This window comes from Crenobacter oryzisoli, from assembly GCF_030385785.1.
Lineage (GTDB): Bacteria > Pseudomonadota > Gammaproteobacteria > Burkholderiales > Chromobacteriaceae > Crenobacter_A > Crenobacter_A oryzisoli.
The window spans coordinates 19874-33292 of sequence record NZ_JAUEDK010000020.1 but is presented as its reverse complement, the minus strand read 5'-3'; the positions used below and the strand labels follow the sequence as shown (position 1 = coordinate 33292).

The 13419-nt window shown below is 58.0% G+C and carries 10 protein-coding genes; 2 read left to right on the top strand and 8 right to left on the bottom strand.

Annotation, left to right across the window (positions count from 1 at the left end; all coding sequences use genetic code 11):
* Nucleotides 1-76: 76 nt before the first annotated feature.
* Nucleotides 77-229, top strand: a complete 153-nt coding sequence (locus QU481_RS12200) for a hypothetical protein (RefSeq protein WP_289830294.1) — start codon at nucleotides 77-79, stop codon at nucleotides 227-229.
* A gap of 225 nt (nucleotides 230-454) precedes the next feature.
* On the opposite strand, the gene QU481_RS12195 is transcribed toward QU481_RS12200, so the two are convergent.
* The 5 genes from QU481_RS12195 to QU481_RS12175 form a co-directional block, all read right to left on the bottom strand.
* The gene (locus tag QU481_RS12195; protein ID WP_289830293.1) at nucleotides 455-1225 is read right to left on the bottom strand and encodes an ABC transporter substrate-binding protein; all 771 of its coding nucleotides are present in this window, start codon (nucleotides 1223-1225) and stop codon (nucleotides 455-457) included.
* A gap of 356 nt (nucleotides 1226-1581) precedes the next feature.
* Complete coding sequence (locus tag QU481_RS12190; RefSeq protein ID WP_289830292.1) at nucleotides 1582-2532, bottom strand: electron transfer flavoprotein subunit alpha/FixB family protein; 951 nt, start codon at nucleotides 2530-2532, stop codon at nucleotides 1582-1584.
* A gap of 2 nt (nucleotides 2533-2534) precedes the next feature.
* Complete coding sequence (locus QU481_RS12185) at nucleotides 2535-3284, bottom strand: electron transfer flavoprotein subunit beta/FixA family protein (protein ID WP_289830291.1); 750 nt, start codon at nucleotides 3282-3284, stop codon at nucleotides 2535-2537.
* Nucleotides 3285-3297: 13 nt separating this feature from the next.
* Nucleotides 3298-4437, bottom strand: a complete 1140-nt coding sequence (locus QU481_RS12180; protein WP_289830290.1) for an acyl-CoA dehydrogenase family protein — start codon at nucleotides 4435-4437, stop codon at nucleotides 3298-3300.
* 75 nt (nucleotides 4438-4512) lie between these two features.
* Nucleotides 4513-5673: a CaiB/BaiF CoA transferase family protein gene (locus QU481_RS12175; RefSeq protein ID WP_289830289.1), complete on the bottom strand. Its 1161-nt coding sequence runs from the start codon at nucleotides 5671-5673 to the stop codon at nucleotides 4513-4515.
* Nucleotides 5674-5893: 220 nt separating this feature from the next.
* Between QU481_RS12175 and QU481_RS12170 the strand changes: the two genes are divergently transcribed.
* Nucleotides 5894-6820, top strand: a complete 927-nt coding sequence (locus QU481_RS12170) for a LysR family transcriptional regulator (protein ID WP_289830288.1) — start codon at nucleotides 5894-5896, stop codon at nucleotides 6818-6820.
* Between the two features lie 1192 nt (nucleotides 6821-8012).
* Here the strand turns inward: QU481_RS12170 and QU481_RS12165 are convergent.
* The 3 genes from QU481_RS12165 to speC form a co-directional block, all read right to left on the bottom strand.
* Nucleotides 8013-8210, bottom strand: coding sequence for a hypothetical protein (locus QU481_RS12165; protein WP_289830287.1), 198 nt, complete (start codon nucleotides 8208-8210; stop codon nucleotides 8013-8015).
* Between the two features lie 290 nt (nucleotides 8211-8500).
* A complete protein-coding gene (potE, locus tag QU481_RS12160) occupies nucleotides 8501-10780 on the bottom strand; it encodes a putrescine-ornithine antiporter (RefSeq protein ID WP_289830286.1) in 2280 nt (759 codons plus the stop codon).
* 33 nt (nucleotides 10781-10813) lie between these two features.
* Nucleotides 10814-13177 (bottom strand): ornithine decarboxylase, encoded by a 2364-nt coding sequence (gene speC / locus QU481_RS12155; RefSeq protein ID WP_289830285.1) that lies wholly within the window; start codon nucleotides 13175-13177, stop codon nucleotides 10814-10816.
* Nucleotides 13178-13419 lie beyond the last annotated feature (242 nt).

The following is a 13419-nucleotide window of genomic DNA, read 5'->3' as shown; positions in this document are numbered from 1 at the left end:
CCGCGCCCGTACGGACGCCCCTGCCAGAACCGCCGGCACGGAATGATTGCTCCACCCACTTTACGGAGCACACATCATGATCAAGCAAGCCCTCATCGCCCTTCTTCTCGCCACCAGCTCGGCTGCCGTGTTCGCAGCTCCGGGCGATGCCAACGGCGTGGCTCAGCACAAGCAACGCCTGGCCCAGCAGCAGACCCAGCAAACGGTGAGCAACCAGCAGGCTCGCTAAGCCAAGCACTCCGCTGCGGCAGACCTGGCCAAGGTCCTGCGCAGCCCGCATCGCACCCCCGTCCGGCTCACGCCAGGCGGGGGTTTCTACTTGCGTGACGCCCGTGCAGTCCGCCCCTTGCGCCACCACCTTCGATCAAAGCGGAAGGGTCGCGAAGAGGCTATTGGCCGACACCGTCTTCATCGACCAATAGCATTGACATCACGGACGACTAATAGAGAGCGATTAGTTGTACATGTCCATAGAGAAATACTTCTGCTCGATTTTCTTGTAGGTACCGTCCTTGATGATCTCCTCAATCGCCTTGTCGATGGCTTGGCGCAAGTCGTTGTCCTCCTTGCGCAGGCCGATCGCTGAGCCAGTCCCCAGCGTTTTGGGATCGTTCAACGCGGGCCCCGAGAAAGTGAAATCATGGCCGTTTGCGGTCTTCAAGAAACCCACGTCTGCCTCTACCGCATGCTGCAGGCTGGCATCAAGGCGACCAGACTGCAGATCCAGATACACCTGGTCCTGGTTGGGATACGTCACAACTGCCACACCATACGGCTCCCAGTGAGCCCTGGCGTAGTATTCATGAATCGTGCCCTGCGCCACGCCAACGCGCTTCCCCTTGAGCGAAGCCGCTGTCGGTAACAGATTGACGCCCTTCTTGATCACCAAGCGGCTCGGTGCATTGTAGAGTTTGTCTGAGAAAGCGATTTCCTTCTCACGCTTCTCGGTCACATTCATCGATGACAGCACGCCGTCAAATTTCTTGGACTTGAGTGCAGGGATCATGCCGTCGAAGGCGTTCTCCACCCATACACACTTGACTTTCAACTTGGCGCAGATGGCATTGCCGAGGTCGATATCGAAGCCGACCAACTTGCCGTCTGGAGCCTTTGACTCAAACGGCGCATAAGTCGGGTCGGTACCGAAACGGATGGTAGTTAGGTCTTTGGCCAACGCACCAGTTGATACCAGAGCGATCGCAACCGAAAGGGCAAGCTTCTTCATATGTTCTCCTTGGGCATACTGAGTGGCACAACACCTCAAGACGATCAAGCAGCGTGGACGCCTCGACTGCTGCCGTCTTCCAATCGACTTCACAACCGATGACCATGACATGGACGGTCGATTTCCTGTCTAGACAACACAAGCAACGGTTAAAGCAACGTTTTTCCTGCTGTAACACCAGGGCAGGATACGCCGTGACAAGCGGCAGCCCTTCTAATCCATATTGAATAGACAGGCTAGCCGCGTCCCCACCACCCTCCCTTCCCTAGTGCAGAAAAAGCTCCTTCCCAGGGTCAAGCAGCGGGCACTCCGACAACCCTGCTGCCGACTAAGTGCGGACCTTTCTCCCCCCAGAATCAGGCGCCGATTCCAACGTCCAGTTGAGCCAACAGCTCCGGCACCAGCTCAAACAGATCACCGACTAATCCATAGTCCGCAACCTGGAAGATAGGCGCTTCTGCGTCCTTGTTGATTGCCACGATCACCTTCGAATCCTTCATGCCGGCAAGATGCTGGATAGCACCGGAGATCCCCACGGCGAAGTAGAGCTGTGGCGCGACAATCTTGCCGGTCTGGCCCACTTGACAGTCATTCGGTGCGTAGCCGGCATCCACCGCAGCGCGGCTGGCACCAATGGCCGCCCCCAACCGGTCAGCAAACGGTTCGAGAATCTGCTTAAAGGCCTCGCTCGATCCAAGTCCGCGCCCGCCAGAGACGATCACCCGTGCACTATCGAGCTCCGGTCGGCTCGTTTCGGTTAACTGTCGGGAGACGAAGCGCGACTGACCAAGGTCGAGACCTGGGTCCATCGTTTCGACCTCCGCGCTGCCCCCCGCTACTGGAACGGGCGAAAACGCGGTGCTACGTACCGTCAACAGCTTGACCGAGTCGCGCGACTGCACGGTGGCGATCACATTGCCGGCGTAGATCGGGCGCTTGAACGTGTCGGGCGATTCGATTGCGATTACGTCGGACACTGGTGCCACGTCTATCAGTGCCGCCACGCGCGGCAGAAGGTTCTTGCCGAAGGTACTGGCCGGAGCCAGCACATGCAGGTATCGGCGGGCGAGTCCGGCCACCAACGGTGCCAGGTTCTCAGCCAGCCCGTGGGCCAGGTGCACCTCCTCGGCTACCAATACCTTGGCCACACCAGGAATACGAGCGGTTGCGTCCACCACGGCAGCAAGCCCCTGTCCGGCGAGCAACACATGGATTTCATCACCGACCTGCAGTGCGGCACCGATGGTAGACAGGGTGGCGGCCTTCAGAGTGTGATTGTCATGTTCGGCGATAACGAGAACGGTCATGATCAGAACACCTTCGCTTCATTCTTGAGTTTGCTTACCAGCTCGGCGACCGACCCTACTTGACCGCCGGCGCGTCGCGGTGCAGGTTCTGCTACCTTGAGCTGTTTCAGACGAGGCGCTACGTCCACGCCCAAGTCTTGCGGAGTGATGACGGCGAGCGGTTTCTTCTTGGCCGCCATGATGCTCGGCAATTTGACGTAGCGCGGTTCATTCAGTCGCAGATCGGCAGTGACGATAGCCGGCAGTGCGAGCGCCAGTGTCTCGAGACCACCATCAATCTCGCGGGTCACTTTGAGCTGCCCCTCGCTTAATTCGACCCGAGAGGCGAATGTCCCCTGCGGCCAGCCAAGCAGTGCCGCGAGCATCTGCCCGGTCTGGTTGGCGTCATCGTCGATCGCCTGCTTGCCGAGCAGCACCAACTGAGGTGCCTCGCGCTCGACCACGGCCATGAGCAGCTTGGCCACCGCGAGTGGTTGCAGCTCACTATCGCTCTCCACCAGAATGGCGCGGTCGGCCCCCATCGCCAGCGCCGTGCGCAAGGTTTCCTCACACGGCTTGGCACCGAGCGAAACGGCCACCACCTCGCTCGCGATGCCTGCCTCCTTAAGCCGCACGGCCTCCTCGACGGCAATCTCGTCAAACGGATTCATCGCCATCTTCACATTGGCGAGCTCCACACCACTGCCGTCGGCCTTGCAGCGCACTTTGACGTTGAAATCCACTACGCGTTTTACCGCGACCATTACCTTCATCGTTGTCTCTCCCTTATGCCACCATCGCGCGCGCTATCACCGTACGCTGGATTTCGGATGCACCCTCGTAGATCCGCAAAATGCGGGCATCGCGCACCAACCGCTCAAGCGGCAACTCGCGCGTAAAACCGTAGCCGCCGTGGACCTGCAGCGCGGTATCCGTGATGAAGCCCGCCGCCTCAGAGGCACACAGCTTGGCCATGGCCGAGTAGTCGCTGAATTTCTCCCCGGCTCCACGCTTGGCAGCCGCCTGCAATGTGATCAACCAAGCCGCTTCGAGCCGGAGTTTCATGTCAGCCAGCATCCACTGGATGCCTTGCTTATTGGCGAGCGGCTCACCGCCGACCTTGCGCTCCTTGGCCCAGGCCACGGCGGCGGCTAGCGCCGCTTCGGAAAGTCCAAGGCTGGTGGCGGCGACGTCCAGTCGACTGTTATCGAGTACCTTCATCGCGGTATAGAAACCGGCCCCCTCTTCACCGAGCCGGTTGGCGACCGGCACCAGGCAGTCGAACGTAACCTCGTGTGCTGGCGCACCGCGGATGCCCATCAGTTTTTCCGGCGCAGATACAGTGATGCCGGGGGTATGGCGATCGACCACGAAAGCGCTGATGCCACGCGTACCGGCATTCGGGTCGGTCTTGGCATACACCACGATGAAGCCCGCATCGTCGGCATTGGAGATGAACTGCTTGACCCCACGGAGGCGGTAATGCTCGCCTTCGCGTTCCGCCCGCGTGATCATGCCAGCCGGGTTGGAGCCAGCTCCCGGCTCGGTCAGCGCAAAGGCACCAAGCTTGGCACCGCTCGCCGCATCGGGCAGGTAGCGGTCGCGGATCATATCGTCGCCACCGATGAGTATCGAATCGGTGGCCAGGTAGTGGGCACCGATCATCGATGCCGTCGAGCCGCAGGCCTTGGCGATTTCGGCGATCGACAAAATCAGCGCGGCTGGCGAGGCACCGATACCGCCCCAGCGCTCGGGTAGGTTCATGCCCATCACGCCGAGTTCGGCCAGTTGGCTGGCATAACGCGTAGTGCGAATTTCGTCACGGTCGACGATGTGCGCCTGGGGTGCCAATTCGTTCTGTGCAAAGCGGGCGACGGCGTCGGCAATGGCGCGGTCGTCCTCGGTAATGCCAAGTCGTTCGGACATGGTGGCTTCCTCTCTCTCGATGCAGGGGGTTATTGGTTATGGCGGCGGCGGTGCCCAATTCGTGCAGATCGGCCACTAGGACACATCCATGCCTAGCCAGTCCTGAAATATCTGCACGCTGTGCTCGCCCAGTTGCGGCGCACGCGTAACACGGTTGTCGCCGAAGGCCGAAAATTTGATGGGCTGCGAAGGCAGGCGCACGCCTGGCAAAGGCGAATCATTGAGAGGCGTCAGCAGCTTGCGCGCTAGGCTTTGTGCACTTTCCAATGCATCGCTCACGTTCCAGATTGGTGCCACGGGAATCGCGGCGGCAGACAGCCGTTGATTGACCTGTTCAATGGAGAGAGCTTGTGACCAGGCTTCAATCGCCTCGCGTAGCAACGTCTCGTGCAGACTGCGCAACTCATCGGTGGCAAAACGTGGATCGGCGGCAAGGTCGGGGCGCCCGATGGCGGCAGCGAAGCCAGCAAACAGCTTGTCGTTAAGCACCGCCACCACGTAGAAGCCGTCGCGGGCCCGGTATGCTCCGAATGGAGCGGAGATAGGGTGACGGTTGCCGACGCGCTGCGGGACGATACCGGTCAATGCGTAGCGTGACACCAATGTGGCGGCAAGACTCAGCGTGGCATCGAACATCGCGATATCGACATGCGTGCCTCGCCCGCTTTTCGCGCGCGCCAGCAGCGCCACCAGGATGCCCCACGAGCCGAACAAGCCGCTGACCACATCGGCTACCGCCTCGCCCACCATGGTGGGTGGTCCGTCCGCGAAGCCGGTGGCGTCCATCAGCCCCGTCATCGCCTGCAAAATGATGTCGTAGGCGGGACGATGCGACTCCGGCCCGCTTTGACCGAAGCCAGAAATGCTCGCGTAGATCAGCGAAGGATTGAGCTCGCTGAGTGCCTGGTAGCCGATACCGAGCTTCTCGGCCACGCCGGGGCGGAAATTTTCCACGACCACGTCGGCCTTCTCGACGAGCGCTCGGGCCAGCTGTAGACCATGTTCATTTTTCAGATCGAGAACCACGCTTTTCTTGTTGCGGTTCATCGCCGTGAATAGCGCGCTTTCGCCCTCCACCATTGGCCCGATCGCACGGTAGTCGTCCCCCTGCGGCGGCTCGATCTTGACTACTTCAGCCCCCAGATCGCCGAGCAAGGCGGTGCAGAACGGCCCGGCCAATACGCGCGAAAAATCCACCACGCGCAGGCCGGACAGTGGCAGGTTGGAGTGTTCCATTTGTGTACCTCATCAGTGCATCTTGTCGATGAGGCGATAATGGCTGCCGCCAAAATAAAAATAAAATATTGCTTTTTGATTTTTACAATTAAAAAATATAATTGATCGATCCAACTACATGCAGGCTGTGGCGAGCCCCTCGGCAATGCACACCTGTCTTGGTGCTCTGCTGAGCCGACGTCCAGCCAGCTCAAGCCCGTCCTACCCTCTGTCGACTGTCATGAACGTCTCGATCCGGCTACTGCGTTACTTCATTGCTACGGCTGAAACAGGCAGCACAGCTGCTGCGGCCAAGGCACTCAATGTGTCGCAACCTTCCATCTCAGTGGCCATCCGCGATCTGGAGGGGTTGTTTCAACAGCCGCTGTTCAGCCGCGACCGGTCACCGGGAATGACCTTGACCCACTTCGGCGCGCGCAAGCTTGTTGAGGCACGTCAGATAGTGTCGGCTGCCAAAGTGTTCGAAGCGGATGACGGTGCGGAGGGAGAAGAAGGCGTGGCCGGGGAAATCAGCATCGGCGTATTCACCACCATTGCGGCGCGCTACCTGCCCATAATCTTGCGTTTGGCGAAGGAGCGTTTCCCCAGGTTGCAGATCAACTTCATAGAGGGTGATCTAGCCAAGCTGGAAAGCTTGCTGTCCAGCCAGCAGATTGAGCTGGCCCTCACTTACGATGTGGGCCTGCCCGCCAGCATCGACATGGAGTGTATAGCCGAGCTAGAACCGTATGCGCTTGTGCACATTGGCTCAGAGTTGGCCCGGCAACCGGGCCCGCTGTCACTCCATCAACTGGCACATGAGCCGTTCATACTGATCGATCTGCCGCACAGTCGCGACTTCCTGCTTTCGCCATTCTGGCAATACAACCTATCACCGACTATCCGCTACCGAACGACGTCGATTGAAGTGGCCAAGGGCATGGTTGCAAATGGGCTCGGGGTATCACTGCTGATTACCTCGACAGAAAGCCCAGCTATTGTCGAAAAGCCGATCAAGGAAAAAATTTTGCGTCAACGCTTGGTCATCGCGCGTGCAAAACAGATAACCCAAACCCGTACCTCCTGTTTGCTCGCAGAGTGCATGCGCGATGGTGCAGCCGAAGTGTTGGCAAGACAGATGACGTTGCAAAACGCTGAGGCAAGGTGAGTGTCCCCTTCCCCGGATGGATGAATGGTCTTTGTTCTCGTAGCCCCATCCACTAGGCGGCTTAGCGTCGCTAACAAAACCCAGCGTAGCGGCCTTGGCTAGGCGTGCTGCGGCAGACAGTACAAGTAGTACGGCAAGGCAGCACAACAACGTCAAGGGGGGTTAGCAGCTCTTAGAGCCTGTTTACGATCTCGCGAACGAAGGGTCAGCCAAGGCGGAATGGCGCGAAAAAGCGGAGTGTACATGGAGTACATGAGCATTTTTAGCGTCATTTCAACGCAGGATCACCCGAGTGCAGCAGATCGTAAACAGGCTCTTAGGGGCGGCCGTTGACGGGGATTCGTGTGTAGTGGTGGCGTTCGCTGAGGCACGGCCACTTGGAGGGTTGTGATGTCGCCTGCACGTGAGTGGTGGGCGCCCACGGGCCTAAGCATACTTCTGGCCAGCACCAGCCCTAGAGGTCGCAAAGGGACAGAGACAAACGGCACAGCTGGTCAGACTCGCCGGAATCCGCATAATGCCGATGCTGGTCACCGTGGCGCGCTTGAGCAGCATCGGCGAAGCCGCCAACGGAGCCCGACGGTGCGCGGCCGACTGCGCTTTGACGACCTGTCCGCCATCACTGCCGCCGCCGAGGCAGGCATCGGCATCGCTTGGCTGCCCGGCTGGCTGATCGGCGATGTTTGGAAGCACTGCTGCCGCGCCCGCTCACCTTTGGCCTCGAGATCAACCGGGTCTGGATGAGCAACCGCAGCGTTGACCCAAACTGAAACCCGGTCGCCAATGCAAAAAGCCCGTGGAAAAATCCACGGGCTTTTTGGTAATTCTGGCAGGCGGTACAGGGCTCGAACCTGTGACCCTCGGAATCAAAATCCGATGCTCTACCAACTGAGCTAACCGCCAACTGAACAGGTGGCGAACTATATCGAAGCCCTTTTGCGTTGGCAAGCTCTTTTCGTAAAAAAATTGAAGATTTTTAAATGAAACTCGCTAAATCATTGATTTATCGTAAGGCGCGCGAAGTACGCTAGATGCCCTTTTTCATTCACACGCCAGCAGGCTTTCGAGCATGCCGTAAGCATTGTGCTGATGTCCACGACGAATCTCGAAGCACAGATCCTCAACGCAGCCATGCTCCATGAAAAAAGCCAGCACGTCGAAAGCTGGCTTGGGGTACTCAGTGTAATGACATTCAGTTCAACGCCGCTTTGGCAGCCTCTTCAGCCGACAGGCCCTCATAGAACTGGTCGGTGAACCACTCGGCCTGCTCCTCGATATGTTCCTGCGCCTCCCGACGGGTCGCGCCGGCGGCGACAAGCAGTGCCTCCACCTCTTCGCACCACTGCAGCAGCGCGAGGGTATCGGGATCCAGCGGTTTTTCTTTGGCCATGATGCTATCCATGTTCAATCGGAAAGAAGCGCCTAGTGTAACGCGCCTCGGCATCACTCACTCGGTCGGCTTGCTACGCGGCCATTTCATGTCGCGACGCGGCTGCCGACGCAACAACGCCAGCAGCCATTACGTTGCCCTCGGGAGGCGATAGCACGCTCACGGAGGCACCGACACTACCGGCTCTTGATGAAGAAGGCGTCCCTTTACCATACCCTGGTGTTGGGCGCCCCCCCGATTAGAAGCGCTGAAGACGCACACGCTCTACCGACTGCAATCGCGGCACACACTCATTCGGGCAATGTGCTCAAACGGAAGAAGTTCTGCACATATTCGTCCGGCTCACCAAACCATTTCCCGTAAAACAAGTGAAACTCTCCGGAAGCGAACATCCGGCCCAAGGTGCGATCGACTAGCAGGCGTAAATCTTCATCTCCCCGAGCCATCCCTATGGCGACCGGGATATACGTGAAATGGCGATCGAGAATGATCAAATCGCTCGCCGAAGGGCTGTTTCTGGCAACCGCCAACAGGAGGGCACGCTCCGCAAAAAAGACGTTCGTCTTGCGATCGAGCACCTGCTGGACGCCAGCCTCAATGCCCGAAACGGGAGCGACCTTTGCGGTTAGATTGAGTTGGCTAATTTTGCCGGCGAGCCAACGCTCAGAAAGAGTCCCTGCGACGACAGAGACGGTCTGTTTTGACAGGATCTGCGCGGGCGATGCGCGCCAGAATTGCCGCGAGGGAGACTGCTTGCCAGACAGAATCTCCTTCAGCCCCGGAGACGCATCTGCCCGGAGAAGAGCGCCGATACCCCCCGGGTAAACCGGAATGGAATATGAAATCGCCTTCCTTCCTGTTAGCGAGTCCTCATCGCCGCACAGCAGGTCTATCCGGCGCTCCTTCACCGCCCGGTAACGATCCTGGATCGTGGTTTGCACCCAGTTCACCTTCAGCGCAGCAAGCCCCAGCTCACGTTTTACTTGGTCGGCGATTTTCTGGCATAACGCAACGGTGTAGCCGGTGGGATGGCCCGCACTATCCCGGTAGGTGAACGGCTGTGCGCCGGCGATATACCCAAGGTTGACCTGGCCGGACTGCTTGATCCGCGCCAAAGCGCTGGCCGGTGCGACTGGTGCCGCGGCTGTTGCCACAGCCGCATGCACAGGGCGTGGAATAAACAGCAGATGAATCGCGATCGCGATCGCAAGTAATGCGCTGGTAGAAACACTTTTGCCTGCCGCCGTGCTTCGTGGGGGAACAACAAAGCGCGGCGCCATAAAGCCATAGATCAAGTAACCGATAACCATCACCAGCATGCCGCCGAGCACGGCATCCTTGCCTGAGGCATAAAGCGCATAGATTGAATAGGCTATCCCGACCACCGTGATGACAAGATTGCGTCTATATGGACCCTCTTTCACACCAGCCTTTCGCATCATCACAAACAACGCCGACAGGGAGACAATATAGGGCACTACATTGGTGACCACGGCGAGATTGACCAATGCTGCGAATTGTTCGCTCAGGTTCGGCGAAATGGTGGACAGCGCCATCAGCGACTGCACGATGCCCATGATGATCATGCCTGGAATCGGAGCCCCCACGCTGTTGGCTTTACTGAATACACCAGGAAACATCTTGCTGTCGGCCGCATCTTTCGCCGTCTGGGCGAGCGTAAACTGCCAGCCAAGCAAGGAGCCTACGCAAGCCAACACTGCGAGCACCATGACAATGGAACCTACCGCCGGGGTAAACATATGCGCAAAGGCTAGACCGAATGGACCGGTAGACTTCGCAAGATCGGCATTTGGCACGATCCCCTGGATCGCAGCTGTCGACAAGATGTAGATCACCGCCGCGCCCAGCGTGCCGAACAGGCTCGCCAATGGGACGTCGCGCTTTGGATTCTCGACAGCCGACGAATTCTGCACCGCGGACTCCATGCCGAGGAAGGCCCATAGCGTGAGCGAAATACTCGAACCCATGCCCTCCAACAGCCCCATCCCTTTCGGGTTCCAGGCAGCGGCGAAGGTTTCGCCGCTGAACCAGAACCAGCCTGCGAAGGACATGAATCCTACTGGCAAAATGACCCCCCACACGGTCACGGCACCGATGCGGCCAGTCAGCTTAGGGCCACCAAAGTTCGCGACCGTGGTGAGCCATAGCAGGCCGATCACGCCAAGACAGGTGGCAATCGGCGATGCCGTAAGGGCGGGGAAAAACGCGGCAAGATAGCCCAGCGCCGAAATGGCGACGGCGACGTTCGCAATGGCCAGAGACAGAAAGTACAGGAAAAAGACCTGGAAGTAGCCGTCCTTTCCGTAGCCATCCTCGGCGTAAGCCGCCATGCCGCCCTCGCGCTGGTTCAGAATGCCACACTGGGCAAAGCCATAGGCAATGGCCATGGACCCTACCGCTGTCACCACCCACGACAGCAGCGAAATCGCCCCAACCTTTGCCATATTGGTGGGCAACATAATGATGCCCGACCCCATCATGTTCACCATGACAAGGAACGTCAGTTGAACGACGTTCATCTTTTTTTTCTGTTCAGACATTGCAGACATGGCATACGCTCCTTACGTGGTGCTATCCATCGTCTATTTGCGGACTACATAGGTGTAAAACCGGATACGACCGTTTTCCCGCTCCTGAAACACGCCCTGCACCTCATAGTTGAATCCGGGGAACCTGTTGAACGACTCCTGGAATGCCATGAAGTAATTGAGCATCGGCTGGGCCCGATCATCCCAGCGTTCGCCCGGAAGCACGACACCGATACCCGGCGGGTAAATCAGCGCCAGCGTTGCGGAGATGCGGTTTTTGGCGCTATCGAGGGGCACATAATCCACCTCATTGGCGACGAGAGCTTCATAAGCGTCCTTTGGAGACATGGCAAGCTCCGGAAAGCTCGACGCCCGGAAGCACAGGCGTTGCAACTCCTTCACGTTTGCCTTGCGATAGAAGTCGTGCATTTCGTTGCAGACCTGACGCAGCGTGTAGTCGGCATAACGCTCGCTGTGCGCCGCATAGAGCGTCGGCAACACCTCAGGAAGCGATGCATCGCGGTCCCACAAATTCTTGAATTTGACGAGTTTGGCGATCAGCGTATTGAGCTTGCTTTCGTCCTCTGCCGGCGTCATCAGGAAAAGGATGCTGTTGAGATCGCACTTTTCCGGGACGATGCCTTCCTCCCGCAGATAGTTCGCAACCACAGTGGCCGGCACCCCGAAATCCAGATATTCGCCGGTCTTGCGATTGATACCTGGGGTCAGCAGCGTGAGCTTATTCGGGTCCACCATGACGTAGCCATCAGCATAGCCAGCATACCCGTGCCAATTGGCCTCGGGATGGAAAGCCCAACATTGCTGTTCGCGCTTGATGACATCGGTTGGAACATCCTCCCATGCGACGTTGCTTGAATCCGCCATGAACGGGGAGCCATGAATGGTAACGACATCGGGCACAAAGGGATCGAAGAACCATTGCTCTTGTTCGGTTTTCCCCGTCATCGCGTAGTGATGAGCGAACTGACGGAATTTCTTGCGCGCCTCGATACCGAGTTCGATACAGCCATCCCACAGCATTTCGCCGGCTTTTCCCGCATGTACCTTCGCATTGACGTCGAGCGAGGCAAACAGCGGATAAAAGGGCGATGTCGAGGCATGAACCAGGAACGACTCGTTAAAACGCTTGTGTTCGATATACCGTTTCTGGCCACGAATATGTTCATCGCGCTTGTGGACCTGAGAGGCTTGCGAAAAACCAGCACCCTGTTTGTGGACCGACTGAGTCGAGAACAGCCCCGGCATATCCGGTGTCAGGTCTTTAAGACGCATCGGACTGTGATCTTCAAACAGCGAATGGAAGGCGTTGTAGCCAATCCACGCCTCGTCCCACAACACGTACTCACACAAATGTCCGATCTTTTCCATGACTTTGCGCACGTTGTAGATTGTGCCGTCATAGGTAGCGAGCTGAATGCAGGCAAGCCGGAACGGCCGCTCCGCCTTGCAGAGTTCTGGGTCCTTCACAAGAGGGTTCGCGCGAATCTGCTCGCGCAGATAATTTTCGTCCCATGCATCCCAGTCAACGGCACCGATCATGCCAAAGGGATTGCGAGCGGTAGGCAGGAAAATCGGAATGGCGCCCGCCTGCACAAGCGCGCCCTGGTGAACAGACTTATGGTTGTTGCGATCGAACAGCACAAGATCGCCGCGCTTGAGCACCGCACCCGTCACCACCTTGTTGGATGTGCTGGTGCCATTGAGAACAAAGTAAGTCCGGTCTGCACCGAACACCTCAGCGGCATGACGTTGCGCCTCAGCGGCGGCCCCTTCGTGGATCAGTAGATCGCCCAAATCGACATCGGCGTTACACAGATCACTACGAAAGATGCTTTCGCCAAAATGCTTGAAGAACAACTGTCCTGCTGGGGATTTCCGATAGAACTGCCCCCCTTGGTGCCCGGGACAGTCAAAGGCGATATTGGCTTCAGCATCATAGGCTACGAGTCCGCCGAAGAAAGGCGGCAGAAGGCTCATCCCGTATTTCACAAGGCTTGCGATGACTTGTTTGGCGTAAAACAGGGGCGTTTGATGCCCGAGATAGATATAGCCATTGACCTCCCCTAGCCCGCCGGTAACCGCAAGGTCGGATATGCGGTGAGAATCCGCAAGTGCCCACAGTGGTGTCTGAAAGCCGAGGGCACGAATCGAGAGGGCCATTTGTCGGGCCTGGTCGCGGCCGCTATCGTCGATCAGTGCGATGTACGCACCGACATTGGCATCTTCGTTGATATCGCGGTTGAAGTTGTCCGTGACTTCGATCTGGAAATTTTCTGCCGCGATGTGGTCAAGCAACTCCTTCGTCTCAGCATTATTTTTGTCCACGATCGCAACCACTTTCAGCAGCTTGTGAAAGGGGATCGGGATGGTTGGTGCCTTTACTGAGCGAGGAATCATGATCAGACATCCTTCATCGCGTAGGCCATGCGACAACGCCGACAGGAAGTGGCGGAGAAGTGGCGGAGAAGTGGCGGTCTCGAAGTGTACGAGTCTCCCTCCCTGGCATCGCCCGTCGGGCCAGCAGGATCAAGGAGTTGTGCAAGATCAATCTTAAAGAAACAATAAGTATCTGGCTGTCGCCATCGGACCTTAGTCCTACTGGGACCAGGCGAATTCTCTTGCTTCGAATCTGAAGCAAA

Coding starts and splice junctions, on each gene's coding strand:
- QU481_RS12200 (WP_289830294.1), top strand. CDS start 77: ATGATCAAGCAAGCCCTCATCGCCCTTCTTCTCGCCACCAGCTCGGCT.
- QU481_RS12195 (WP_289830293.1), bottom strand. CDS start 1,225: ATGAAGAAGCTTGCCCTTTCGGTTGCGATCGCTCTGGTATCAACTGGT.
- QU481_RS12190 (WP_289830292.1), bottom strand. CDS start 2,532: ATGACCGTTCTCGTTATCGCCGAACATGACAATCACACTCTGAAGGCC.
- QU481_RS12185 (WP_289830291.1), bottom strand. CDS start 3,284: ATGAAGGTAATGGTCGCGGTAAAACGCGTAGTGGATTTCAACGTCAAA.
- QU481_RS12180 (WP_289830290.1), bottom strand. CDS start 4,437: ATGTCCGAACGACTTGGCATTACCGAGGACGACCGCGCCATTGCCGAC.
- QU481_RS12175 (WP_289830289.1), bottom strand. CDS start 5,673: ATGGAACACTCCAACCTGCCACTGTCCGGCCTGCGCGTGGTGGATTTT.
- QU481_RS12170 (WP_289830288.1), top strand. CDS start 5,894: ATGAACGTCTCGATCCGGCTACTGCGTTACTTCATTGCTACGGCTGAA.
- QU481_RS12165 (WP_289830287.1), bottom strand. CDS start 8,210: ATGGCCAAAGAAAAACCGCTGGATCCCGATACCCTCGCGCTGCTGCAG.
- potE (WP_289830286.1), bottom strand. CDS start 10,780: ATGTCTGCAATGTCTGAACAGAAAAAAAAGATGAACGTCGTTCAACTG.
- speC (WP_289830285.1), bottom strand. CDS start 13,177: ATGATTCCTCGCTCAGTAAAGGCACCAACCATCCCGATCCCCTTTCAC.